Here is a 25,479-nt window from a genome sequence, read left to right as displayed (position 1 = left end):
ACCGCTGACCAGCCCATATCCACCGGGTTCGAGCTGGCAAGAAATCAAGAGGCGTAACGGCACCGGTTCCTCACGTATACCTTCCCGTCTCGTTCACCGGGCCCGACCCATCCGGCAGTGCCAGGCCGACCCGACTTTGTCGAGGCTGCTCCCNCCCTCCCGGCGACCCCCGGCTCAGGCTGCCCCCAACTTCACCCCACCGCTACGACGATGAAGCGACGGCGGTCTCTCACCTCCGTACGGACAAACAGCGCCTCGTGGCGCACTGACAGCGTTCTTACCGACACCCCGACTACTGCGATGTCTGGCGTGGATGGCGTGGTGTGGTGCCACTGCGCGGGCTGGCCGTGGTGGTGTGGCGGGCGACAGTCAGGCGAGCGGCGGGCTGTGGGGCCCGCCGCTGGCGTGGCTGGTTAGTTGGCGTGGCGGCGGGGGAGTAGCGCTGAGCGGATTCGGGCCAGCAGAAGGTCGAACTCGTCCAGTAGATCGGAAGCCTCGGCACTGCCTCGGTTGAGGTACCAGCGCCACGATGGCGGCAGCGCGCGGGCTCGCAAGCGGCGGGTGAGTTTGGCCTCCGCCCACAGCGCCTTGCGGACTGCTTCGGTCTCCGTGCGCAGGTCGGGGAACTCGCCGCCGTTCTGCCCGGCGTACCGCATGGCTTCGACGCCGCGGGCCAGGCGCAGTGCCTGTGGCTGCGTCTCCGCCGGGACCTTGGAGACGAGCCAGTCACCGAGCTGGCGGGGCGTGGAGTACTCCGACCAGTCGAGGCCGAGGTCGCGGGAGGTGTCGCGGACCTCTGCCCACAAACCTTCGATCCCGATCCGGCTAGGAGCTCGGCTGAAGCGCTTGCGGCGGGTCAGCGTACGGATCAGCCACGGCACGCAGAGCAAGAGGATCGCGGCCAGCGACAGGCCGATCACCTTCGTGCCACCGTTGGTGAACCAGTTGCCGGAGGAGACCGGCGCGGTGCCGCTGTCGTCGGGCAGGTTGCGGTCGTTCGGCTTGGTGATATCGGGTTGTTCGGTCGCGCCCGGGGTGACCGGTGCCGTGGTCGGCGCGGTCGTCGGGTTGCTCGGCAGGAGGGTGCCCGGGTTGGTCCAGTCCGGCGTCGTCGCGATCCGGGCCGACGGTGTCGGCTCGAAACGGACCCAGCCGCTGCCCTCGAAGTACAGCTCGGGCCAGGCGTGCATGTCGTGCATCCGGACGATGCGCTGGTTGTCCTTGCCCGCCTGTCCCTCCAGGAAGCCGATCCCGACCCGTGAGGGGATGCCGAGGATGCGGGCCATCAAGGCCATCCCGGTCGCGAACTGCTCGCAGTACCCGGTCTTGTCATCGAGCAGGAACTCCGACAGCGCGCGCATGCCGCTCTTGCTGTCCCTCGCCGTGCTGTAGGTGAACTCGCCCGACCGGAACCACTCCTGCAGGGCAACCGCCTGCTGATAGCGGTTGTTCTTCGCACGGGCCGTGACCTCGAAGGTCTTGACCTTGATGCGCTCGTCGAGGTTCTTGGGGACGTCGCTGGTGAACTGGTCGGGTTCGCCGGCGCTGACGCTGTCGTTCAGCGCCTGCGGGTCCGGCTTCAGGTCGTACCAGGTGAGGTTGTAGTCCTGGCCGCCGACGACCTGGCCGTTGGTGGACAAGACGTCCAGCGACTTCGGGTCGTAGCGCCAGTTCTTCTTCAGCGAGATCGAGCGCAGACCGTACGGCACCGGAGCGAACTGGGAGCGGAAGGTGCGGCTCACCTCGACCTTCAGCTTGCTCTGCGGCGCTTTGCTGACGTCGCCCCCGTAGCCGGGCGGTGAGCTCAGCAGGTCGTCGCCGATCTTCTGACCTCCGCTCCTGGGCGCGATCCGCCAGTTGTTGCCGTCGAAGAGATCCAGCGTGGTCAGCCGCAGGTAGGTGCCGCCGGCCGGGCCGCCGGTGTAGGTCAGCGCGGTCACGTTGTCGCCACGCTTGAGGTTCTTGCCCATGTCCAGCATCGGGTCGTTCGCCGAGATGACCGCGCCGACGCCGCTACCAGCGCCGCTACCGGCCAGACCGTTGCCGATCACGCCCTCCGGCAGCGCCGGGATCAGGGCGGGCAGCACCGCGGCCAACGCGACCACGCTCAGGCCGATCCGTCGGCCGGCCTGTCCGAGCGCGGAGGCTTCGATCGGCTCTGCCGCGTCGAGGTGTGAGACACCGGAGATCCGGCGGCCCCAACGACTGAGCCTGGTACGCCCTTCGGCCGACAGCAGCACGATGTACCCGACTGCGGGCGGGATGAACAGCAGAGCCGGCAGCCCGCCGTGCACGGTCGCCGCGGGCACTGTGTACATCGTCAGGAGCAGCAGACCGGCCCAAGCGGCCTGCCTGATCTGTACTGCGACCACATGGATCAGCAGCCCGGCAGCGGCGATCACCGACGTCGCGAACAGCAGCAGATGCGATTCGGGCGGCAGGGGCGCGCTGTAGCGGTTGATCGAGTCCATCGCGTCGACCATCTGGCCGTTGAACGCGATCACCGTCTCCTTCCACGGCAGTACGCCGTACCGCATCGTCTCGCGGAGGAAGAACAGTGAGATCAGCTCAATCAGCACGAGCAACTGCACGATCGGTACGACGAACCGCGGCGCGCGCCAGTTCTGCAACAGGATGCCGGCCCCGGTCACCGCACCGCACAAGAAGGCGCTGATGAACAGGAACGGTCCGGAGAACACCGGCGTGAGCACCAGCGAACCGAGCACGGTCGCCACCCAGGCGGCGATGGAGATCCTGACGTGGCCGGTCATGCGATCCTTCCGCTCCGCAGTCCGAGGGTGGACCACACGGTCGGGAGATGGTCTCCGCGCTGCACTCTGGCGACCCGCCAGCCGTTGCGGCGCAGTTCGTTCTCGGTGGCATCAGTGGCGGCGATCAGCCGGGTGGCCTTCTCGGTACCCTCCGCGCCCACCGACCAGCTTGCCGCATCGAGCAAGAGCGCCACCCCGGTCGCCTGGCTGGACCGCCAGCGATTGAGCGCGGTGACGTCCTCGGAGTTGCAGGCGCCGACGATCGCGACCGCCAGGCTCGGCTCCTGGATGTGCCGATCGACGGTCAGCAGCGGACCGATCTCGGCGTACTTGTGCTCCTCCACCGTCGCGCACTCGGTCAGCAGTTGCTGGCTGGTGAGTGGCTGGTGGACGGCCGTCGAGCTGCGGTGGCTGATCGCCGACAGCGTGGTCGGCCCGCCCAGCAGGGTGGTGACGTAGCCGCGCCGGATCCGGTCGGTGCCGACCGAGGCCGCCGCGCTCACCGCCCACTCGAGACTGGACGACGGACCGTGCCCGTGGTGCGAGATGGTGCGGGCGTCCAGGAAGATCGCGCACCGGCTCTGCCAGGGCTGCTCCTCCCGGCGGACCATCAGCGAGCCGCGCCGCGCGGTCGAACGCCAGTGCACCCGGCGCAGGTCGTCGCCGTCACGGTACTCGCGAACAGTCGCGTCCTCTTCACCCGCCGACGCGATCGCACGCGGCCGGTTCTCGCCGGAGCCCGCGCGGTCAGCACCCAGCCGTACCTCGGGCAGCTGGTAAACCCGTGGCGTCACCAGCAGGTGCTGGCTCCGGGTGAACGTCCTGCTCGTCTCGACCAGCCCGAACGGGTCCGCGACCGTCAGCATCAACGGCCCGACCTGGAACAGCCCGCGGACGTCGGACTTCACCGGATAGGTGACTGTCCGCTTCCAGTTCGGGCTGACCCGGTCGACCACGAACCGCGGGCGGTGCCCCAGGACATAAGGAATGCGGTCTTCCAGCAGCAACAGTCCAGCCGGCATCCGGCCCTGGTTGGACAGCATCAGCTCAACCGTCGCCGTAGTCCCGACCGGCACCTGGTCCGGAGCCAGGCTGCGCCGTACCTGCAGGCGCAGCCGGGTCCGGCCGATGACGAGGGCCGCGACGACCGGCAGAGCCACCAGCAGGATGCCGACGCGCAGCAGGTCCTTCTGGCCGAGCAGCAACGCACACAGAGAAGCAGTGATCCCGGCAGCGACGAACGCCCGCCCTCGGGTGGTCAGTCCGCGCAGTGCCTGCCGCATGTCTCAGTCCCGACGAGTGCGGGGCAGCGGCACCGAGGCCACGAGCCCGGAGATGATGTCGGCCGAGCCACGCCCACCAAGGTGAGCTTCGGCGGCCGGTAGTACACGGTGAGCAAGGACCGGTACGGCGAGCTCCTGGATGTCATCCGGGAGGACGAACTCGCGTGCGTCCAGTGCGGCAGCGGCCCGGGCGGCCCGGATCAGGTGCAGCGTGGCGCGAGGGCTCGCACCCAGCCGCAGCTCCTGCGACCGTCTGGTCGCGCCGACGAGTGCGACGGCGTACTCCTTGACCGACTCCGACACGTGCACCGAGTGCACTGTCTTCACCAGCCGGAGGACCTGCTGCCCGTCAGTGACCGGCTGGAGGCTGTCCAGAGGCTCGGCGGCCGCGTGCCCGTCGAGCATACGCAGCTCGGCGGCCGGCTCCGGGTAGCCCATCGACAGCCGGGCCATGAAGCGGTCGCGCTGTGCTTCCGGAAGGGGATAGGTGCCTTCCATCTCGATCGGGTTCTGCGTCGCGATCACCATGAACGGCGTCTCGAGGTGGTAGGTCGTCGTGTCGACCGTGACCTGGCGCTCCTCCATCGACTCCAGCAGCGCGGCCTGGGTCTTCGGTGAGGCGCGGTTGATCTCGTCACCGACGACGATGTTCGCGAACACCGCGCCCGGCTTGAACTCGAACTCGCGGTTCTCCTGGTTGAAGACCGACACGCCGGTGATGTCCGACGGCAACAGGTCCGGCGTGAACTGGATCCGGCGCACGGTGCAGTCGATCGACCGTGCCAGCGCCTTGGCCAGCATCGTCTTGCCGACGCCCGGTACGTCCTCGATCAGTAGGTGTCCTTCGGCGAGTAGCACGGTGATGGCTACTTCGACGACATCGGGTTTGCCCTCGATCACTGTCTCGATGGCTCGGCGGACCCGTCCCGCCACCTCTGTCAGCTCGTCGAAGTCCATGGCCGAGCTGGTCGCGGTGGTGCTCACCCTGAGTCCTCCCAATTGGTTGATAGCCGACTCATTCTGACCCGGGCCGAGGGTCGGGCCTAGATCTCCGCGCGTTTCGTTACCAGTCGTTTCGGCGTTCATCGAAATTGGCCTCACCCGTTGTTGCCGGTTTGTGACCTCCAGCGTACGGGGGAGCGAAACGGGGCGAATTTGGTTGACGGTGGGGCAAAGTGGAGTAAGGTGGAGCGCAGTGGTACTGAAATGGTGGACAACAAGCTCGACCTGAGACGGAGAGTCCGCAACGGGGAGGTGAAGAGATGTTCCTCGGAACTCACTTCCCCAAGCTCGACGACAAAGGGCGGCTGTTTCTGCCGGCGAAGTTCCGCGACGAACTGGCCGAAGGCCTGGTGATCACGCGTGGACAGGAGCGGTCGCTGTCCGTGTGGCCCGAAAGCGAGTTCGTGCAACTGACCGAGCAGTTGAAGCAGGCTCCGATCACCAACAAGGGTGCCCGGGACTACCTGCGGATGCTGTTCGCCGGCGCCTCGAACGAGGTACCGGACAAGCAGGGCCGGGTCACCATCCCGCCGATGCTGCGCGATTACGCGGGACTGGATCGCGACTGTGTCGTCATCGGGGCGATGAACAGGGTGGAGATCTGGAACACGGAGAACTGGAACACGTACTCCGCGGCGCAGGAGCAGGCATTCGCCGACCTGTCCGAGGAGGTACTGCCCGGCATCTTCTGAGCCAGCCCGAGGTAGCGCCGGACGTCCGGTGAGATCACGGGTCCGACTTCCGAGCCTTGAGTGTTGACGCCACTTCCCCGGCGCCAAGACGGACAGGTACTTCCCCGGAAGGCGTACCCGCGATCTGACCGGACGAAATCCGCACCCCACACGGTTCCTGCAGAGCGCTCCACCACCGCCCCAGCAGGACGAAAGGCCGGCAGGTAAAGCTACGGAGGGGTCGAGATGGGTGCTGAGCGCGGAGCGGAGGGACGCCACGTCCCGGTGATGCTCGATCGCGTCGTCGCGCTGCTCGCCCCGGCCCTCCAGCACTCCGGTGCCGTCCTCGTCGACGCCACCCTCGGACTCGGCGGACACTCCGAAGCCTTCCTGCAACGGTTCCCCGAGATCCACCTGGTCGGGCTCGACCGCGACCCGGAGGCCCTTCGGCTGACCGGCGACCGGCTGGCGCCGTACGCCGGGCGCACCACGCTGGTGCACGCCGTGTACGACGAACTGCCGCGCGTGCTCGACGAGCTCGGCATCCCCGCGATCGACGGCATCCTCTTCGACCTCGGTGTTTCCTCCATGCAGCTGGACGAGGCCGACCGTGGCTTCTCCTACGCGCAGGACGCGCCGCTGGACATGCGGATGGACAGCACCGCGCCGACCACGGCCGCGGACATCCTGAACACCTACAGCTCGGCCGATCTGGCCCGGATCCTGTTCCAGTACGGCGAGGAGAAGTTCTCCCGGCGGATCGCGGACCGGATCGTCAAGGCCCGCGAGACCGAGCCGTTCACGAACAGCGCCCGGCTGTCGGAGCTGGTCCGCGACGCGATCCCGCAGGCGGCCCGCCGGACCGGGGGACACCCGGCCAAGCGGACCTTCCAGGCGCTGCGGATCGAGGTCAACGGCGAGCTCGAGGTACTGCGTCGCGCGCTGCCGGCGGCGGTCGCGTCGCTCGCGCTGCACGGCCGGATCGTGGTGATGAGCTACCAGTCGCTCGAGGACCGGATCGCCAAGCAGACGCTGGCGGCCGGCGCCAAGAGCGACGTACCGGACGATCTGCCGGTGATCCCCGCTGGTCACGAGCCGTTTCTCAAGTTGCTGACCCGCGGGGCAGAGAAGCCCACTGATGAAGAGATCGCGGAGAACCCCCGGGCCGCCTCGGCCCGGGTCCGCGCCGCCGAACGCGTACGCGAGAAGGGGTTGGTGGCCTGATGAGCACTGTGTTCAGTCCGTCGAAGGCACGGGTCACCCCGGCGCCGGCGGTCAAGTCGGAGCCGAAGCTCCGGGTCGTCTACGGCGCGCCGTTCCGGCCGCCGCGGATGCCGTTCGTCATCTTCGTGGTGGCGCTGCTGGCGGCCGGCCTGGTCGGCCTGCTGCTGCTCAACACCGAGCTGCAGCGCGGCACGTTCCAGGTGACGAGCCTCAACACGCAGGCCGACCAGCTGCGCGACCAGCAGGAGCAGTTGGAGCGGCAGGTTCGCACGCTGGAGTCGCCGCAGAACCTGGCGGACCGCGCGGTGAAGATGGGCATGGTGCCGAACCCGAACCCGGTGTTCCTGCGGCTGTCCGACGGTCAGGTGCTCGGTGTACCGGCCGAGGGCAAGGCGGGGACCGGGACGACGATGTTCGGTCCCGCCGGTACGCCGGTGGTGGCCAAGCCACCGGTGAAGCCGCCGGTGACCCCCAAGCCGCCGGCGACCGCGAACAAGCCGCGCGCGACGAAAAACAAGCCGCCGGCGACGAACAAGCCGCCCGCGACTACTGGGGCCAATACAACGACCGGGGGATGATCGGATGACGGAGCGACGGGGCAGCGAGCCGCCAGGGAAACGTGGCGGCGACCCAGGCCGGGAATCCCCGCGCCGAGCTACCCCGCCGCGCCGCCCGTCCGCTACGGACAGCACCCGCTCCAGTACTCCCCGCTCCAGCCGTGCTGGGGATGGCGCACAGCGAAAGCCCTCCGCCGGTGAGCCCCGCCGGGCAGGGCCCGGTGCGGAGGGGCGTAAGGCGGCTGGACCGCGCAAGGCCACGGGAGAGCCTCGCAAGTCCGCAAGCCGCACCGGTGAGCCGCGTAAGGCCGCAGGCAAAGCCGGTGAACCCCGCAAGGCTGCAGGCCGCACAGGAGAACCGCGCAAGGCTGCGGGCCGTACCGGCGCAGGCAGAACAGGAGAGCCGCGCAAGGCCGCAAGTCGTACAGGCCAGCCTCGGAAGGCTTCCGGTGACGCGCCGCGGCGTACGGCCAAGAAGGCTGCTGCTGCGCGTCCGGTGAAGGCCGCCAGTGGCCGCCCGGCGCCACGCCGTACCGGCAGCGGTACCGGCGCGCCCAGGAAGCGGCCGCCGCAGAACCGGCGTCCACCGCGCAAGCCCAAGGTGAAGAAGCCGCCGCGCACGCTGAAGCTGGGACGCCCGGCGCTCCGGCTGCGGATGACGTTCGGCGTGATGGCCTTCGTGCTGTCGCTGTTCGCCGGCCGGCTGATCCTGTTGCAGGGTGTCGATCCGGACTCCTACGCGCTCGCCGCGACCAAGGAGAACACCCAGCCGTTCGTACTGCACGCCGGCCGCGGCTCGATCCTGGACCGCAACGGCATCCCGCTGTCGGTGTCGGAGGACGCGGTGCTGATCACCGCCGACCCGACCCAGACCGCGCCGGTCGCCTCCCAGCTGGCCACCATCCTGACCTCGAAGATCCCCGGTACGCCGTACGCGAAGTTCTACGCCGACCTCACCCTGAAGAAGCGCTACGTGCAACTCGCGCACCAGGTCAGCCCGCAGACGTGGAACGCGATCGAAGCCGAGATCAAGAAGCAGAACCTGGTCATCGCCGCGCAGAACAAGGGCAAGACCAAGGACACCAAGGCCCCGCTGCTGGCCGGCCTGTTCACCGAGTCGGACCCGATCCGCAGCCACCCGCTCGGCACGGTCGCCGCGAACGTCGTCGGCGTGGTCGGCAAGGAGGGCAAGGGGCTGGCCGGGCTCGAGTACGGGCTGAACGACAAGCTGTCCGGCACCGACGGCAAGGCGATGTACGAAGTCGATGCCAAGGGCAACAAAATCCCGAACGCCGACCACACCGTCGAGGAGCCCAAGCCCGGCGTCGGCGTGCAGCTCACCCTGGACGCCGACCTGCAGTGGTTCGCGGAGAAGCGGATCGAGGCGGCGGTCAAGCAGTGGAAGGCCGAGTCCGGCACGGTGATCACCCAGGACGTGAGGTCCGGCGAGATCCTGGCGATGGCCAACTACCCGACCTACGACCCGAACAAGCAGGTCAAGCCGAGCGCGCTGAAGAACCCCGCGCTGGAGCAGGCCTACGAGCCGGGCAGCGTGCAGAAGGTCGTGACGATGGCCGCCCTCGCCGACGCCGGCCTGATCTCGCTGGACACCAAGCTGAAGGTGCCGGGCAGCATCGAGGTCGACCGCCGGATCATCAAGGACTACTTCGACCACGGCACCCTGAACCTCACGATGGCCGGTGTGATCGCCAAGTCGTCCAATGTCGGCACGATCCTGGCCGCGCAGCAGATGCGGATCCCGCAGTTCGTGAAGTACCTGAAGGACTTCGGCTTCGGCGACCCGACCGGTCTGGGATTCCCGGGTGAGACCCGCGGCTTGATGCCACCCGGTGACGAGTGGACCGAGCTGACTCGCTCGAACGTCGCCTTCGGGCAGGGCCTGGCCGCGAACGCGGTACAGATGACGGCGGCCGTCAACGCGGTCGCCAACGGCGGTGTCTACATGCCGCCCAAGCTGGTCAAGAACTACGTCGACAGCAACGGCAACCAACTCCCCAACGAGACCGCTCCGCCGCGCCGGGTGGTCAGCGAGAAGGCCGCCAAGGAGGTCTCCACGATGATGGAGGCTGTCACCACCGAGGGCGGCACCGCGCTGCAGGCCGCGATCCCCGGCTACCGGATCGCCGGCAAGACTGGTACCGCGCAGGAAATCGACCCCGCCTGCGGGTGTTACGGCAAGAAGTGGGCGACTTCTTTCGCCGGATTTGCCCCTGCAGACAACCCACGGTTCGTTACGTACGTCGTACTGCAGAACCCGGAGAACGGGCGTGGTGGCGGTTTCCAGGGAGGTCCGGTGTTCCGCGACGTGATGAGTTACGCACTGCAGAAGTACGTCGTACCGCCGACCGGCGTGAAGGCGCCGGCCGTGCCGATCAAGTGGTGACGCCGGGTCAGGTAGGTGTCACAGGGCCCGGAGCGGTAGCCTCTGGGCCCGTGTCCACCCCAACCGCCGCAGGCGGAGCCGTTGCCGCGATCAGGCCGCAACGGACCGTACCGGTCGGCCTCGCCGACCTAGCCCAGACCGCCGGAGCCAAGGCCTCGACGGGCCTCGCTGACGTCTCCGTGACCGGCGTGTCACTCGACTCCCGGTCGATCCACCCCGGTGACCTGTACGCCGCCCTGCCGGGCCTGCTGACCCACGGAGCCGCCTTCGCCGCCAACGCGCAGGCGGCCGGCGCGGTCGCAGTACTGACCGATCCGGAGGGGGAGGAGCGAGCGCGAGCCACCGGCCTGCCCGTACTGGTGGTCGCCAGGCCGCGCGACGTGCTCGGCGCCGTCGCCAGCCGGGTCTACGGCGAGCCGACGAGCGAGCTGCGCCTGCTGGGTGTCACCGGCACCAACGGCAAGACGACGACCAGCTACCTGCTCGACTCCGTACTGCGCGACCTCGGCCAGGCCGCCCTGATCGGCACGATCGAGACCCGGATCGGGACCGAGGCGGTCAAGAGCGCCCGGACCACGCCGGAGGCCACCGACCTGCAGGCGCTGTTCGCGGTGATGCGCGAGCGGGCCGTCGCCTGGTGCGCGATGGAGGTGTCCAGCCACGCGCTGGCGATGGGCCGGGTGGACGGGGCGCGGTTCTCGGTGGCCGGGTTCACCAACCTGACCCAGGACCACCTGGACTTTCACAAGACGTTCGAGGAGTACTTCGCCGCCAAGGCCTCGCTGTTCACCCCTGAGCGGTGCGATCTGGCCGTGGTGAACATCGACGACGAGTACGGTCGCCGGCTCGCCGCGCAGACCGTCGTACCGCTGGTGACCGTTTCGACCACCGGCGAGGCCGACTGGACCGTGGCTGGGACGCATCAGTCGGAGCACGGCACCACGGTGATCGACATCCAGGGGCCGAGCGAGACGCTGACGGTCGAGATCGGGCTCCCTGGCGACTTCAACGTGGCGAACGCCCTGCTGGCGACCGTGATGCTGCGGCAGGTCGACGTACCGGCCGAGGCGATCGCGGCGGGGCTGCAGAAGGCCGCAGTACCGGGCCGGATGGAGACCTTCACCCGGGCGGACGGCTTGAGCGTGATCGTCGACTACGCGCACACGCCCGACGCAGTCGAGCTGGCACTGCGCGCGGCACGAACGGCCACCAAGGGCCGGCTCTTCGCGGTGGTCGGCTGTGGCGGTGACCGCGACCCCGGGAAGCGGCCCGCGATGGGCGCGGCGGCGGCCCGCGCCGCGGACGTGGTGATCGTGACCGATGACAACCCGCGCAGCGAGGACCCGGCGGCGATCCGAGCCGTGGCGATCGAGGGCGCGCGAGCCGCGGTTCCCAGCGTGGACCTGCAGGAGGTGGGTGACCGCCGGCAGGCGATCGCCACCGCGATCGACCTGGCCGGCCCCGGCGACACCGTGGTGGTGCTGGGCAAGGGCCACGAAACCGGCCAGGACGTCGGCGGTGTGATCCACCCGTTCGACGACCGGCAGACCGTGCGCGAGTTGATCGCGGCGACCCCGGAGGCAACCCTGTGATCCCCGTCAGTTGTACTCAGATCGCCGAAGCGATCGGCGGTGAGCTGGTCGGCGTCGATCCTGCCGCTGTCGTCGACGCCGGCGTCGAGATCGACTCCCGCCAGATCGTCGCGGGCGGGCTGTTCGTCGCCCTCGTCGGCGAGAACGTGGACGGGCACGAGTACGTCCCGGCGGCGACCGCGGCCGGCGCGACCGTCTCGATCACCACCCGGCCGGTCGAGGGCAGTCCCTGCATCGTGGTCGCCGACGCGCAGAAAGCGCTCGGCGAGCTCGCCCGGTTCGTCATCGCACAACTGCCCGACCTGACCGTGATCGGCCTGACCGGCTCGCAGGGCAAGACCAGCACCAAGGACCTGATCGCCCAGCTACTCCAGCCGCACGGCGCGACGGTGGCGCCGATCGGCTCGTTCAACAACGAGCTCGGCCACCCGCTGACCGCGCTGCAGGCGGACGAGAACACCCGGTACCTGGTCGCGGAAATGGGCGCCCGGCACGTCGGCGACATCACCTACCTGTGCCGGATCACGCCGCCGAAGGTCGGGCTGGTGCTCAACGTCGGCTACTCGCACATCGGCGAGTTCGGCAGCCGGGACGCGATCGCCGCCGCCAAGGGCGAAATGATCGAGGCCGTCCTTCCGGGCGGCACCGCGGTCCTGAACGCCGAGGACCCGCGCGTCGCCGCGATGGCGAGCCGGACCAAGGAGACCGTGGTCACCTGGGGCGACGCTCCCGACGCGAACGTGCGGGCCACCGGCATCGAGCTCGACGCGCTCGGGCGGGCCGGGTTCACCTTGCAGCTCGGCGGCGAGGAGCACCCAGTACAGCTCCAGCCGATCGGCGAACACCAAGTCGCAAACGCGCTGGCGGCGGCGGCCGCAGTACAGGCTGTCGGGCTGACGCCGGCCCAGATCGCCGACGGGCTCAACGCCGCGACCGCGGTATCCAAGGCACGCATGGAGCTCACCCAGCGCTCGGATGACGTCACGATCATCAACGACGCCTACAACGCCAACCCGGACTCGGTCCGCGCCGCGCTCAAGTCGCTGGTCGCCATCGGCCGGAGCCGGGGCGCCCGGACCTGGGCGGTGCTCGGCGAGATGCTTGAGCTGGGTGACACCAGCACGGAAGAACACGACTCGGTGGGCCGGCTGGCCGTCCGGCTGGACGTGAACCGGCTGGTCGCGGTGGGCGAGGGAGCCCGGCCGATCCACCTGGGCGCGTCCCTGGAAGGATCGTGGGGCAACGAGTCGGCCTACGTGGCGACCATCGAGGACGCGCTGGAGCTGCTCCGCGCCGAACTGAAGCCGGGGGACCTGGTGCTGGTGAAGTCGTCGAAGGCGGCGGGCCTCAGACGGCTGGCCGACGCGTTGCTCGAGGAGGCTTCGCAGTGATCTCGATTCTGCTCGCGGGGGCCATCTCGATGGCGCTCACCCTGCTCGGCACCCGGCAGGCGATCAAGCTGCTGGCCAACCGTGGCTACGGCCAGGAGATCCGCGACGACGGCCCGACCTCGCACCACACCAAGCGCGGTACGCCGACGATGGGCGGCACCGTCTTCATCACCGCCACCATCGTCGGGTACCTGGCGGCGAAGCTGTTCACGATGAAGCCGCCGAGCGCCTCGGCACTGCTGGTGCTGTTCCTGTTCGCGGGCATGGGTGCGGTCGGCTTCCTGGACGACTTCATCAAGATCTTCCGGCAGCGCAGCCTCGGCCTGCGCAGTAAGGCCAAACTGGCCGGCCAGACGGTCGTCGCGGTCGCCTTCGCGATCCTGGCGCTGCAGTTCGAGGACGAGCGTGGGCAGAGCCCGGCGTCACCGTTCATCTCCTTCATCCGCGACATCGAGTGGCTGCATCTGCTGCCGGTGCTGGTGGTGATCTGGATCCTGCTGCTGATCGCGGGCATGTCGAACGGCGTCAACCTCGCCGACGGCCTGGACGGTCTGGCCACCGGCGCCTCGATGATGGTGTTCGGCGCCTACACGCTGATCTGCATCTGGCAGTCCAACCAGAGTTGTGCGACCGCGCCGACCGCCAAGTGCTACGAAGTGCGGGACCCGCTGGACCTGGCCGTCGTCGCGGCGGCCCTCACCGGCGCGTTGTTCGGCTTCCTGTGGTGGAACGCGTCACCGGCCAAGATCTTCATGGGTGACACCGGTTCGCTGTCGCTGGGTGGTGCCGTGGCCGGCTTCGCCGTGATGACCCGGACCGAGCTGCTCGTCCTGCTGCTCGGCGGCCTGTTCGTCATCATCACCGCGTCGGTGATCCTGCAGGTCGGGTGGTTCAAGATCACCAAGCGGACCGCCGGTGTCGGCAAACGGCTGTTCCGGATGGCGCCCCTGCAGCACCACTTCGAGATGCTCGGCTGGGAACAGGTCAACGTGGTGATCCGGTTCTGGATCATCTCGGGCCTGTGCGTCGCCACCGGGCTCGGCTTGTTCTATGCGGAATGGGTGGCTGGATGAGCCTCACGACGCGGACCGACGACGGCTGGGCGACGACGCGTTTCGTCGTACTGGGCTTCGGTACCGCAGGTTATGCGTGCGCCGACTCGTTGCTGCAGGCCGGTGCCGACCACGTCACCGTGCTCGATGACCGCGACACCGAGCCACTGCGCGAGAAGGCGCAGATTCTCGAGACGCTGGGCGCCACCATCAAGCTCGGCGCAGGCAGTACCGCGGAGCTGCCGGCCGACGTCGAGGTGGTCGTCACCTCACCCGGCATCCCGCCGCACGCGCCGTTGCTCGCGGCCGCCGTCGAGCGCGAGATCCCGGTCTGGAGCGAGATCGAGCTCGCCTGGCGACTGCGCGATCCGGCCAACGCGGCGCCCTGGCTGTGCGTCACCGGTACCAATGGCAAGACCACCACGGTCCAGATGCTGACCTCGATCCTGACCGCGGCCGGCCATCGTGCGGTTGCCGCCGGCAACGTTGGGCTGCCGCTGCTGGAAGCCGTGATGGATCCCGAGCCGTACGACGTGATCGCGGTCGAGCTGTCCAGCTACCAGTTACACTTCACCGACTCGATGTCGGCGCATTCGGCCGCGGTACTGAACATCGCGCCCGATCATGTCGACTGGCACGGCTCGATGGATGCCTATGCGAAGGCCAAGGGCAAGATCTTCGAGAACTGCCAGATCGCCTGCGTCTACAACGTCGCCGATCCCGCGACCGAGCAACTGGTCCAGGACGCCGACGTGATCGAAGGCTGCCGCGCGATCGGCTTCACCCTCGGTACGCCGGCGATCTCGATGGTCGGCCTGATCGACGAGCTGCTCGTGGACCGTGCCTTCGTCGAGCAGCGGGCCAGCTCCGCGCTGGAGCTCGCGACGCTGACCGACGTCATCCCGGCCGCTCCGCACAATGTCGCGAACGCGCTGGCCGCTGCGGCGCTGGCCCGGTCGTTCGGCGTACCGGCGAACGCGGTCCGCGACGGGCTGCGGGTGTTCCGGCCCGACGCGCACCGGATCGCGGCGGTCGGAGAGGTTGCCGGAGTCAACTATGTGGACGACTCCAAGGCGACCAACCCGCATGCCGCCCAGGCTTCGCTGCTCGCCTACGAGCACGTGGTGTGGATCGCCGGCGGGCAGGCGAAGGGGGCGACCTTCGACGAGCTCGTCGAGGCCGCCAAGGAGCGGTTGCGCGGTGTGGTTCTGCTCGGCCAGGACAAGGCCGTGATCGCCGAAGCACTTGCCCGACACGCCCCGGATGTCCCGGTGATCACCGTGGAGGCAACGGACACTGGAGCCATGGAGACGGTGGTGGGGGAGGCGACGAAGCTGGCTCAGGTGGGGGACACCGTGCTGCTCGCGCCCGGCTGCGCTTCCTGGGACATGTTCGCCAACTATGGAGCCCGCGGAGACGCCTTCGCCGAAGCCGTACTACGGCTGGGCGACAACTGATCCGGAGGTGATCGCATGACGACGATCACGGATCAGCCGAAGGACAAGAAGGCCGCGGCACCGGAGCGCCCCTGGCTGGCGGCGATCAAGGACGTGCTCGACCGCCCGCTGACGTCGTACCACATCCTGCTCGGCGCGACGGGTCTGCTGCTCGTGCTCGGCCTGCTGATGGTGCTGTCCGCGTCCAGCGTGCTGTCGTACCGGGCCAACCAGGGCAACCAGTACGCGATCTTCTACCGCCAGCTGATCTGGGTCGGAGTCGGTCTGCCGATGGCGTACGTCGCCTCGCGGATGACACCCCGGCACTTCCGGATGCTCGCGTACGTCGCGTTGCTGGGCTCGGTTTTCCTGCTCGTGCTCACCTACGTGCCGGGTCTGGGCGTCGGCGTGAAGGGCAACACTAACTGGCTGAACCTCGGTGGCCCGCTGCAGATCCAGCCGAGCGAGTTCGCCAAGCTCGCGCTGGTGATGTGGTGTGCGGATCTGTATGCCCGCAAGCAGAAACTGCTGACCCAGTGGAAGCACCTGCTGGTCCCGATGGTGCCGGTCTGCGGTCTGGTGATCGCGCTCGTCGTCGGTCAGCACGACCTCGGCACCGCGCTGGTGCTGATGGCCGTGATGATCGGGATGATCTGGATCGTCGGCGCACCGACCCGGCTGTTCATCGCGACGATCGTCGTCGTCGGCGCGATCGCCGCGTACTTCGTCAGCACCGCGCAGCACCGGATGGACCGGCTGATGAACTTCACCAACCCGCTGGCCGACCCCGGTGGCGTCGGCTGGCAGGCGTACCACTCGTTCTACGCGCTCTCCACCGGTGGCTGGTGGGGGGTCGGGATCGGCAACAGCCGGCAGAAGTGGGGCAACCTGCCCGAGGCGCACACCGACTTCATCTTCTCGGTGATCGGTGAGGAGCTCGGCCTGATCGGGTCGCTCACCGTGCTCGCGCTGTTCCTGACACTGGCCTACGTCGGTGTCCGGATCGCGACCCGGAACTCGGACCCGTTCGTCCGCTATGCGGCCGCCGGAATCACCGTCTGGCTGATGGCCCAGACGCTGGTCAACCTGGGTGCCGTGATCGGACTGCTACCCATCGTGGGTATCCCGCTCCCGCTTTTGTCGTACGGTGGGTCCGCACTGCTGCCGACGCTGATCGCGATCGGCATGCTGCTGTCCTTCGCGAAGGCCGAACCCGGCGCGCAGGCCGCCCTCAAGGAACTCCGGCGGCCTCGGTTCGGGTGGATGTCTTCGTGGCGCACACCTGGCCGTACTGGCCGTGAGAACACGCGGGAGCGTTGAAAGCTGTGCCGAGCATCGTCCTGGCCGGTGGTGGTACCGCCGGCCATACTTCCCCCCTGATCGCTACCGCCGACGCCTTGCGCCGGATCGACCCCACGATCGAGATCATCGCCCTCGGGACCGAGCGTGGACTCGAGGTCCGCGTCGTCCCCGAAGCCGGCTACCGGCTCGAACTGATTCCGCCCGTACCGCTGCCGCGCAAGCCCACGCCGGCGCTGTTCGCCGTACCGGGCAAGATGCTCAGCTCGGTGAGCGCGGCCCGCAAGGTGCTCGACGAGGCCAAGGCCGACGTCCTGGTCGGCTTCGGCGGCTACGTGTCGATGCCGGCGTACGTCGCCGCCTGGCGCCGCAAGACGCCGATCGTCGTGCACGAGGGCAACGCCCTGCCGGGGATCGCGAACAAGTTCGCTGCCCGCTACTGCACCCACCACGTCGCGACCTCCTTCCCCGGCACGGACCTGCCGCACGCCGAGTACGTCGGCCTGCCGATCCGGCGCGCGATCTCCACGCTGGACCGGGCCGCGCTGCGGGCCGAGGCGCGGCAGTTCTTCGGCCTCGACCCGGACGCCCCGACCCTGTTCATCACCGGTGGCTCGCAGGGCGCCCAGAGGCTGAACGAGGCCTTCGCAGGAGCCGCTGCCGAGCTGCTGGCGGCCGGCGTCCAGGTGCTGCACGCGATCGGGCCGAAGAACTCACTGGAGGTCGCGCAGACAGGTGGGTACCCGTACAAGGTGCTGTCATACGTTGACCGGATGGATCTCGCGTACGCCGCCGCCGACCTGGTGGTCTGCCGCTCGGGTGCGAACACCGTGACCGAGGTGTCCGGCGTGGGACTGCCCGCCATCTACGTTCCGTTGCCACACGGTAACGGTGAGCAGGTACTGAACGCGAAGCCCGTCGTCGATGCGGGCGGTGGCCTGGTGGTCGACAACGCCCAGGTGACGCCGGACTGGGTTCGGGCGACCATCCCGCAACTTCTGCACGACCGCGAGCGTCTGACAGCTATGTCCACTGCTGCTCAAGGCGTGATCCGCACCGATGCCGACGACCGGTTGGCGCGGATCATCCTCGATGTGGTGAGGTCTGCTTCGTGATTGTCACCGCCCCTGACACCAATCTGCCGGCCGAGAAGCTGGGCCGGGTCCACTTCGTCGGTATCGGCGGCGCGGGCATGTCCGGTATCGCCCGGATCATGGCCGCCCGCGGTATCGAGGTCTCCGGCTCCGACGCCAAGGACGGCAAGGTGCTCGCCGCCCTGCGTGCCCTCGGCGCCACCTGCTGGGTCGGCCACGCCGCCGAGCATGTCGCCGAGACGGACACCGTCGTCGTCTCCACCGCGATCCGCGAGACCAACCCCGAGGTCGTCGCCGCCCGTGCGGCCGGGATCCCGATCCTGCCCCGGGCCGCGGCGCTGGCCTCCGTGATGGTCGGCCGGCGCACGATCGCCGTGGCCGGCACGCACGGCAAGACGACCACCACGTCGATGCTGACGGTCGCGTTGCAGCACTGCGGTGTCGACCCGTCGTACGCGATCGGCGGGAACCTGAACGAGTCCGGCTCGAACGCCCACGACGGCAGCGGCGACCTGTTCGTCGCGGAGGCCGACGAGTCCGACAAGTCCTTCCTGACCTACAGCCCCGAGGTGTCGATCGTCACGTCGGTCGAGCCGGACCACCTGGACAACTACGGCGACGAGGCCAGCTACCGGCTCGCCTTCGAGCAGTTCTGCGATCGCGTGATCCCCGGCGGCTTCATGGTGCTCTGCTACGACGACGCGGGGTCCCGGCAGCTCGCCGAGTTCGCCCGCGCCCGCGGCATCGACGTACGGACGTACGGCGAATCGCCGGAAGCCGACACCCGGGTCACCGAGCTCACCGCGACCGGGGCTACCCAGTCGTTCGTGCCGGTGTTCCGCGGTCGCAAGCTGCCGATCGTGAAGCTGCAGCAGGCCGGCAAGCACAACGCGCTGAACGCCTCGGCGGCTCTCACCGTCGGGCTCGGGCTGGGCTTCTCCGCCTCGGACCTGGCCGAGGGACTCGCGTCCTTCACCGGGACCGGCCGGCGGTTCGAGTTCAAGGGCCTGGAGGACGGCGTCCGGGTGTTCGACTCGTACGCCCACCACCCGACCGAGCTCGCCGTCGACCTGACCGCGGCTCGCACGGTGGCGGGGGAGGGGCGCGTGATCGCCTGCTTCCAGCCGCACTTGTTCAGCCGGACCAGGATCTTCGCGACCGAGTTCTCCGAAGCGCTCGCGCTGGCCGACGAGGTCGTCGTGATGGACGTGTTCGCGGCCCGCGAGGACCCCGAGCCCGGGATCACCGGTGCGCTGATCGCCAACCACGTGCCGCTCAAGCCGGATCAGGTCCGCTTCGAGCCGTCGTGGTCCGCAGTACCGCAGCTGGTCGCGGACCTGGCTGAGCCGGGTGACCTGGTGGTCACGCTAGGCGCCGGCGACGTGACGCTGATCGGGCCGGAAGTGGTCGATCTGCTGGCCGAACGGGCGGCACCCGCGGCGGCGGCCGCGGAGTGATCCGGTGGTGAGCGGGGGATGAGTCAGAGCACTGACCTAGCCCGGGCACAGCAGCGGTTCGCGCGCCGGCAGCGGTTGGTGCGATGGCGCGGCTGGCTGCCCTGGGCGGTCGGCGGCCTGGTCGTGGTACTCGGCGGGCTGACCGTCTGGCTGTTCTACTTCTCGTCCGTCCTGGCGGTCTCCGGGGTAAAGGTGGCCGGTGCCGATACGGTGCCTCCGGCAACGATCACCCAGGTCGCGGCGGCGCCGATGGGTACTCCGCTGGCCAAGGTGGACCTGACCGCGATCGCGGAACGGGTGCGGACGATCCAGGCCGTGGCCGACGCGCAGGTGACCAGGGCGTGGCCGAACCAGCTGAAGATCGTGGTGACCGAGCGGGTCCCGGTGGTGGTCGTCACCGACGGCAGCAACTTCGAGCTCGTCGACGCGACCGGCGTGGCCTTCAAGACCGTGCCCGCGAAGCCCGAGGGTCTGCCCGAGGCGCTGGTGGTCGGAAATCGGCGCGAGGTCACGATCCGTTCGGTGGTGACGGTTTCGGCCGCTCTGCCGGTCGGGCTGCGGTCCCAGGTGGAGTCGATCTCGGCGGCCTCGCCGGACTCGATCACCCTCAACCTCGAGTCGTTGGTGAAGGTCGTCTGGGGCAGCGCCGATGACAGTGAGCGCAAGGCCGAAGTACTCAGCGTGCTGATGAAGCGGGACGCCAAGGTGTACGACGTCTCGGCGCCCGATCTCCCTGTCACCAAAGGGGAAAAGAAGTGAGTGTGCCCACATCGGGTACACATCGACCGACCGGCGGCGAGGCGCGTGGACATTGCCGGAGCGACTCCCGTAGCGTTCGAGGGAATCTAGGCTTGACATATCTCTAACCATCACCATGAGGTTCAGGCCCATCCGAAGACAGCAGGGCCGGCGCCGGATAACGGGGATCGGTCCACGGAAGGGTCCGAGGCAGGCGCAGCTCGGACGGCCAACCGGCCATAACGGGAACAGAACGAGGCGAGAGGCGCGGACGTGGCGGCACCGCAGAACTATTTGGCACTCATCAAGGTCGTCGGCATCGGCGGAGGCGGCGTCAACGCCGTGAACCGGATGATCGAGCACGGTCTGAAGGGCGTTGAGTTCATCGCTATCAACACCGACGCCCAGGCGCTGTTGATGAGCGACGCGGACGTCAAGCTCGACATCGGCCGGGAGGAGACCCGGGGCCTCGGCGCCGGCGCGAACCCGGCGATCGGGCAGAAGGCCGCCGAGGACCACGCGGAGGAGATCGAGGAGGCGCTGAAGGGCGCCGACATGGTCTTCGTCACCGCGGGTGAAGGTGGTGGCACCGGCACCGGCGGCGCGCCCGTGGTGGCCCGGATCGCCCGTTCGCTGGGCGCGCTGACCATCGGTGTCGTGACCCGGCCGTTCTCGTTCGAGGGCAAGCGCCGCGCGACCCAGGCGGAGGACGGCATCGCCACCCTCCGCGAGGAGGTCGACACCCTGATAGTGATTCCGAATGACCGCCTCCTCACCATCTCCGACCGCGCCGTGTCCGTGCTGGACGCCTTCAAGCAGGCCGACCAGGTGCTGCTGCAGGGTGTCTCCGGCATCACCGACCTGATCACCACGCCCGGCCTGATCAACGTCGACTTCGCCGACGTCAAGGCCGTCATGTCCAACGCCGGCTCGGCGCTGATGGGCATCGGCTCGTCCCGCGGCGAGGACCGCGCGGTGGCGGCGGCCGAGGCGGCCATCTCCTCGCCGTTGCTAGAGGCAAGCATCGAGGGCGCGCACGGCGTGCTGCTGTCGATCGCGGGCGGTTCCGATCTCGGCCTGTTCGAGATCAACGAGGCGGCCCAGCTCGTCTCGGAGTCCGCGCACACCGACGCGAACATCATCTTCGGCGCGGTGATCGACGACGCGCTCGGCGACGAGGTCCGGGTGACCGTGATCGCGGCCGGCTTCGACGGCGGGATGCCGAAGCGCCGCGAGCAGGCGATGAACCAGGCCCGTCCGCAGAACCGCCTCCCCGCCGCTGGTGGGGATGTGGCGACGCAGGGCGTGCCGCGCTCAACCCAGGCCGAGGCTCAGACGCAGGCCCACCAGCCCGCCAACCAGCCCCCGCCGTACGGGACCCCTCCGGCGAACACCGGGGGCCAGGCGCCTGCAGGTCAGACTCCTGCAGGTCAGGCTGCTGACGCTGCCGGTCAGGGCGCGGCGGGCCAGGGTGGCCAGGCCGCTGGTGGTCAGGGCTCGACCGGAGGCTCGCCCAGCTACCAGCCGCCGGCCGGTACGCCGACTGACGACACCGTGCCGGTGCCGAACACGGACCAGAGCCGGGGCACCACGCACTCGGCGCGCCCGCAGAGCGGCGAGCCGGTCCGCACCACTCAGCCGCAGACCAACCAGCCGCCGGTGCCACACCCGCCGACCCCGACGCCGTCCGCGCCGACCCAGCACACCTGGCCGACCACGGGCCCGTCGAACTCACCGTCGTCCCAGCCGGCTCCGCAGCGCCAGCCGCGCAAGCCGGACAACGACGATGACGACCTCGACATCCCCGACTTCCTGAAGTAGCCGGCAGCACACGGCAACCCGACGTTGGTGAGCGGGATAGCCTTCGGGGGTGTTCGGTTATGACGAGGTTTTCGATGGGGCCCGCTTCGCCTTCACCGATCGGTTCGGGGGAGCCAGTCTGCCGCCGTACGGCGAACTGAATCTGGGCAGTGCGCAGGGGGACGAGGCTGATGCGATCGCGGAGAACTTCCGCCGGCTCGCGGGTGAGTTCGGGGTCGCCGAGGACCGGGTGATCCGGGTCAGTCAGGTGCACGGGTACGACGTGCACGTGGTGCGGCCCGATGACGAACTGCCGGTGCGGCCGCAGCCGCGAGCTGACGCGCTGGTGACGACGCGCACCGATGTCGTGCTGTGTGTCCGGGCCGCCGACTGCCTGCCGGTGCTCTTCGCCGACCAGGCCAAAGGCGTCATCGGCGCCGCCCACTCAGGACGCCGCGGCCTGTACGCCGGCGTCGTACCGGCGACTGTCGAGGCGATGCGCGCCCTCGGTGCCGAGCGGATCACCGCAGTTCTCGGGCCGTACGCGTGCGGCAACTGTTACGAGGTCCCCGAGGAGATGCGCGCCGAGGTCGCCGAGCGGGTGCCCGCGTCGTACGCCGAAACGAGCTGGGGGACACCGTCGATCGACGTGGCTGCCGGCGTCGCCGCCCAGCTGGCCGAGCTCGACTGCACCGTGATCGACGCGACCAGCTGCACGATCGAGTCGGAGAATCTCTACTCGTACCGGCGTGAAGGACCCGTCAGCGGACGGCTGGCCGGGCTCGTCAGGCTGACCCGGTGACCGCGGACACCCGCGAGCAGGAGCTCCGCGACAATCTGACGTCCGTGCGTGAGCGGATCCAGGCGGCCTGTGTGGCGGCTGGGAGGCCCGAGGACGCGGTCACCCTGGTGGCGATCACCAAAACCTTCCCAGTCAGCGACGTGCGGGCGCTGGCGGCTCTCGGAGTGCGGGATCTGGGAGAGAACAGGGAGCAGGAGCTCAAGGCCAAGGCGCCGGACTGTCAGGACGTCACCTGGCACTTCGTCGGGCAACTCCAGTCGAACAAGGCCCGTTCGATCGTCCGCAATGCGTCCGTGCTGCACTCCGTCGACCGGTCGTCCCTGGTGAAGGCGCTGTCCCGGGCAGCCGTGGACGAAGGCCGCGTACTGCGATGCCTGCTGCAGGTGAGCCTGGCGGAGTACGGGCCGGCCGATGCGGCGACAGGGGTGGGCCGTGGCGGGGTCGCGCCGGCCGACGTACCGGAGCTGGCCGCTGAGGTCGCGGGTGCGGACGGGCTGGAGCTGGGTGGCGTGATGGCCGTGGCGCCGCTCGGATCGGACCCCGACGAGGCGTTCGGGGGACTGGAAGTAGTAGCCTCCCGACTACGCTCCGAACATCCCGGTGCCAACTGGGTCTCCGCCGGAATGAGCGGCGATCTGGAGGCCGCGATCAGGCGTGGGGCGACACACGTGCGGCTCGGGCGCGCATTACTCGGTACACGTACTCCTCTGGGCTAGTGTCGACATCGAGAATCGACCGAAGGGCTGGAGGGCCATGAGCGGCGCGTTGCGCAAGATGGGTGTGTACCTCGGCTTGGTCGAGGACGGCGAGCGGTACAACGCGCGCTATGACGACGAGTACGACGACGGCTACGACGAGTACGAGGACGAAGCCGTCGACGGGGAGTCGGACGAAACCGAGCCGGTGCCGGATCGTCGCGACGAGCAGGTGGGCACGGTCAGCAAGTTCCCAGATCGACGTGGTGTCGCAGCTTCATCCCCGGAGGTTACCGAGTTGGCCCGCATCACCACCGTGCACCCGCGCAGCTACAACGAGGCGCGTGTGATCGGTGAGCACTTCCGCGACGGTACGCCCGTCATCATGAACCTGACCGAGATGGACCACGCGGATGCCAAGCGGCTGGTCGACTTCGCCGCCGGGCTGATCTTCTGCTGCCGGGGTTCGATCGAGCGGATCACCACCAAGGTGTTCCTGGTCTGCCCGCCGAACGTGACACTGGCCGCGGAGGAGAAGGAAAAGATCGCCGCGGACGGGTTCTACAACCAGAGTTGAGGACGCGGCTTCGGCCGTCTTCTACACTCTTGTCTGACATGGATGCTCTTGTGCTCGTCCTCGGTGTACTCGCCTACGTGCTGCTGGCCTTCTTCCTGATGCTGGTGGCGCGGTTCGTACTGAGTCTGATCGTCATGTTCGCGCCGCAATGGCACCCGAAAGGGCCGCTGCTGTTGCTGTTCGAGCTGATCTACTCGGTAACCGATCCGTTTCTGCGGCCGCTGCGGCGGATCCTGCCGCCGATCGGTGCTGGAGGTCTCCGGATCGACCTGTCGATGCTGATGCTGTTCGTCCTCGTCTCGCTGGCGATGTCGATCAACTCGACCGCGATCAGGTCGTTGTGAAATCCACGGCACCGCCAGGATCACAGGGAGGTCGGAGCATGAGGACTCCACCAGCTGGGTAGGAGCAGACCGGTCGACGCCGGAGTTCGACCGCAGTTATCGCCCGCCCGGATTCCGCCAGAACACAACGAAGCGATAACGTGATCTACTGAGTCGCCGAGGTCAAGGCCACGACGACTCCGCCAAGACACAGACAAACGAGGTGAAAGATGCCGCTGACGCCGGATGACGTCCGCTCGAAGCAGTTCACGCCCGTCCGATTGCGGGAGGGCTACGACGTCACTGAGGTCGACTCCTTCCTCGACGAGGTCGAAGCCGAGCTCGAGCGACTTCTCGCCGAGAACGAGGAGCTGCGGGCCAAGCTTGCCGCCGCTCAGCGTGCCGGCAGTGGGCAGGACCGACCGGTGGTCGACCAGACCGCCGCCCTGCCGCCTGTCGTGCAGCAGCCCAAGCCGGCCCCTGTGGTCGTCGAGAAGCCCGAGGAGAAGCCACCGCCAGTCGTCGCTCCCGCTGTAGCGGCCGCGGGGGCTGCTGCGGCAGCAGGAACCGTCGGCGACGCCTCCAGCTCCGCCGTGCGGCTGCTGGAGATGGCTACCAAGCACTCCGACGACCTGGTCCAGGAGGCGAAGGACACCGCCGACAAGATCATCGGCGAGGCCCGCGCCAAGGCCGAGCGCCTGGAGAACGAGGCACGTGGCAAGGCTGACCGGATGACCGGTGAGGCCCGCGCCCGCGCCGAGAAGCTCGACGGCGAGATCGCCGAGCGTCGCGCTCAGATGCTCGGCACGCTGGAGAAGCAGAAGGGTCAGCTCGAGCGCACGATCGACGACCTGCACGCCTACGAGCGTGAGTACCGCAGTCGCCTGAAGACGTACTTCACCGAGCAGCTCAAGGCGCTCGGCAACGGCGACGACACGCTCAGCCCGCGCAACGGCTTCCGCCCGGAGGCCCGCGCCCAGGCTCACGGTCACGGCGTGTAAGCAGTAGCTGGTTCGACGCTTCGGTCTGTCTTGGCCTGACTGGAGGCGGTGCTAATCCGGCAGCACCGCCTCTTTGTCATGCCCGGACTTTTCTGACAGACCGTTGTTGAGCAGTGACTAAGGGTCCCCACAACCGGCCGCCGGAGATCACGGCCACGTGAGTGGGGCCTTCTGTCTGCTGAGCGTGCCGACATCGGTCACCCGCAGCCGGTACGGCATAAGTCTCAGCAGCGAGACGGTTTCGCCCGCGGGTCCGTCGGGGAAGGCGCCCAAGAAGTCGTAGCCCAGGGGCGGGGGCTTCGCGGTACAG

Annotated in this window: 20 protein-coding genes and 1 pseudogene; 18 read left to right on the top strand and 3 right to left on the bottom strand. The window is 68.7% G+C overall.

All coding sequences use genetic code 11. The features are described from left to right. Positions 1-413: 413 nt before the first annotated feature. Genes A3ES_RS0113650 through A3ES_RS0113640 form a run of 3 tightly spaced genes read right to left on the bottom strand, consistent with a single transcriptional unit; the run spans position 414 to position 5,011 of the window. Positions 414-2,771, bottom strand: coding sequence for a transglutaminase TgpA family protein (locus tag A3ES_RS0113650; protein ID WP_020387383.1), 2,358 nt, complete (start codon positions 2,769-2,771; stop codon positions 414-416). Beyond that, positions 2,768-4,054, bottom strand: a complete 1,287-nt coding sequence (locus A3ES_RS0113645; RefSeq protein ID WP_020387382.1) for a DUF58 domain-containing protein — start codon at positions 4,052-4,054, stop codon at positions 2,768-2,770. Before A3ES_RS0113645 ends, A3ES_RS0113650 begins: the two co-directional genes overlap by 4 nt. 3 nt (positions 4,055-4,057) lie before the next feature. Beyond that, positions 4,058-5,011 (bottom strand): AAA family ATPase, encoded by a 954-nt coding sequence (locus tag A3ES_RS0113640; protein WP_040454649.1) that lies wholly within the window; start codon positions 5,009-5,011, stop codon positions 4,058-4,060. A gap of 305 nt (positions 5,012-5,316) precedes the next feature. On the opposite strand from A3ES_RS0113640, the gene mraZ reads away from it, so the two are divergent. From mraZ to A3ES_RS0113550, 18 genes and pseudogenes are all read left to right on the top strand, one after another. Next, positions 5,317-5,748, top strand: coding sequence for a division/cell wall cluster transcriptional repressor MraZ (mraZ, locus tag A3ES_RS0113635; RefSeq protein ID WP_020387380.1), 432 nt, complete (start codon positions 5,317-5,319; stop codon positions 5,746-5,748). A gap of 225 nt (positions 5,749-5,973) precedes the next feature. Next, positions 5,974-6,951 (top strand): 16S rRNA (cytosine(1402)-N(4))-methyltransferase RsmH, encoded by a 978-nt coding sequence (gene rsmH, locus A3ES_RS0113630; protein WP_020387379.1) that lies wholly within the window; start codon positions 5,974-5,976, stop codon positions 6,949-6,951. Then, positions 6,951-7,529 carry a cell division protein FtsL gene (gene ftsL, locus A3ES_RS0113625; RefSeq protein WP_040454613.1) on the top strand — a complete coding sequence of 193 codons (579 nt, stop codon included), beginning with the start codon at positions 6,951-6,953 and terminating at the stop codon, positions 7,527-7,529. Before rsmH ends, ftsL begins: the two co-directional genes overlap by 1 nt. 475 nt (positions 7,530-8,004) lie before the next feature. After that, positions 8,005-9,912 carry a peptidoglycan D,D-transpeptidase FtsI family protein gene (locus A3ES_RS0113620; protein WP_020387377.1) on the top strand — a complete coding sequence of 636 codons (1,908 nt, stop codon included), beginning with the start codon at positions 8,005-8,007 and terminating at the stop codon, positions 9,910-9,912. A 50-nt stretch (positions 9,913-9,962) separates the two neighbouring features. Then, entirely contained in the window at positions 9,963-11,504 is a 1,542-nt protein-coding gene (locus tag A3ES_RS0113615) for a UDP-N-acetylmuramoyl-L-alanyl-D-glutamate--2,6-diaminopimelate ligase (RefSeq protein WP_020387376.1), read from the top strand. Beyond that, entirely contained in the window at positions 11,501-12,895 is a 1,395-nt protein-coding gene (locus A3ES_RS0113610; protein WP_020387375.1) for a UDP-N-acetylmuramoyl-tripeptide--D-alanyl-D-alanine ligase, read from the top strand. The genes A3ES_RS0113615 and A3ES_RS0113610 overlap by 4 nt, the downstream gene beginning before the upstream one ends. Continuing rightward, on the top strand, positions 12,892-13,968 hold the full coding sequence (mraY, locus tag A3ES_RS0113605) for a phospho-N-acetylmuramoyl-pentapeptide-transferase (RefSeq protein WP_020387374.1): 1,077 nt from the start codon (positions 12,892-12,894) through the stop codon (positions 13,966-13,968). Before A3ES_RS0113610 ends, mraY begins: the two co-directional genes overlap by 4 nt. After that, on the top strand, positions 13,965-15,404 hold the full coding sequence (gene murD, locus A3ES_RS0113600) for a UDP-N-acetylmuramoyl-L-alanine--D-glutamate ligase (protein ID WP_020387373.1): 1,440 nt from the start codon (positions 13,965-13,967) through the stop codon (positions 15,402-15,404). The genes mraY and murD overlap by 4 nt, the downstream gene beginning before the upstream one ends. Before the next feature lie 15 nt (positions 15,405-15,419). Then, complete coding sequence (ftsW, locus tag A3ES_RS0113595) at positions 15,420-16,703, top strand: putative lipid II flippase FtsW (protein WP_020387372.1); 1,284 nt, start codon at positions 15,420-15,422, stop codon at positions 16,701-16,703. A 5-nt stretch (positions 16,704-16,708) separates the two neighbouring features. Continuing rightward, complete coding sequence (gene murG / locus A3ES_RS0113590) at positions 16,709-17,797, top strand: undecaprenyldiphospho-muramoylpentapeptide beta-N-acetylglucosaminyltransferase (RefSeq protein WP_020387371.1); 1,089 nt, start codon at positions 16,709-16,711, stop codon at positions 17,795-17,797. Beyond that, a complete protein-coding gene (gene murC / locus A3ES_RS0113585; RefSeq protein ID WP_020387370.1) occupies positions 17,794-19,233 on the top strand; it encodes a UDP-N-acetylmuramate--L-alanine ligase in 1,440 nt (479 codons plus the stop codon). Before murG ends, murC begins: the two co-directional genes overlap by 4 nt. Positions 19,234-19,251: 18 nt before the next feature. Then, entirely contained in the window at positions 19,252-19,992 is a 741-nt protein-coding gene (locus A3ES_RS0113580; RefSeq protein WP_020387369.1) for a cell division protein FtsQ/DivIB, read from the top strand. 252 nt (positions 19,993-20,244) lie between these two features. Then, positions 20,245-21,240, top strand: a pseudogene (gene ftsZ, locus A3ES_RS0113575) (cell division protein FtsZ); the annotation flags it as partial. Positions 21,241-21,841: 601 nt separating this feature from the next. Beyond that, entirely contained in the window at positions 21,842-22,573 is a 732-nt protein-coding gene (pgeF, locus tag A3ES_RS0113570) for a peptidoglycan editing factor PgeF (RefSeq protein ID WP_020387367.1), read from the top strand. Further along, complete coding sequence (locus A3ES_RS0113565; protein ID WP_020387366.1) at positions 22,570-23,289, top strand: YggS family pyridoxal phosphate-dependent enzyme; 720 nt, start codon at positions 22,570-22,572, stop codon at positions 23,287-23,289. Before pgeF ends, A3ES_RS0113565 begins: the two co-directional genes overlap by 4 nt. Positions 23,290-23,326: 37 nt before the next feature. Continuing rightward, positions 23,327-23,845: a cell division protein SepF gene (locus A3ES_RS0113560; RefSeq protein ID WP_020387365.1), complete on the top strand. Its 519-nt coding sequence runs from the start codon at positions 23,327-23,329 to the stop codon at positions 23,843-23,845. Between the two features lie 38 nt (positions 23,846-23,883). After that, positions 23,884-24,189, top strand: coding sequence for a YggT family protein (locus A3ES_RS0113555; protein WP_026162841.1), 306 nt, complete (start codon positions 23,884-23,886; stop codon positions 24,187-24,189). A gap of 209 nt (positions 24,190-24,398) precedes the next feature. Next, positions 24,399-25,169 (top strand): DivIVA domain-containing protein, encoded by a 771-nt coding sequence (locus A3ES_RS0113550; protein WP_020387363.1) that lies wholly within the window; start codon positions 24,399-24,401, stop codon positions 25,167-25,169. The last annotated feature ends 310 nt before the right edge of the window (positions 25,170-25,479 follow it).

Origin of the sequence: Kribbella catacumbae DSM 19601 (assembly GCF_000372465.1) — a bacterium.
GTDB lineage: Bacteria > Actinomycetota > Actinomycetes > Propionibacteriales > Kribbellaceae > Kribbella > Kribbella catacumbae.
The sequence above is the reverse complement of the archived record's forward strand: the minus strand, read 5'-3'. Positions and strand labels throughout refer to the sequence as shown.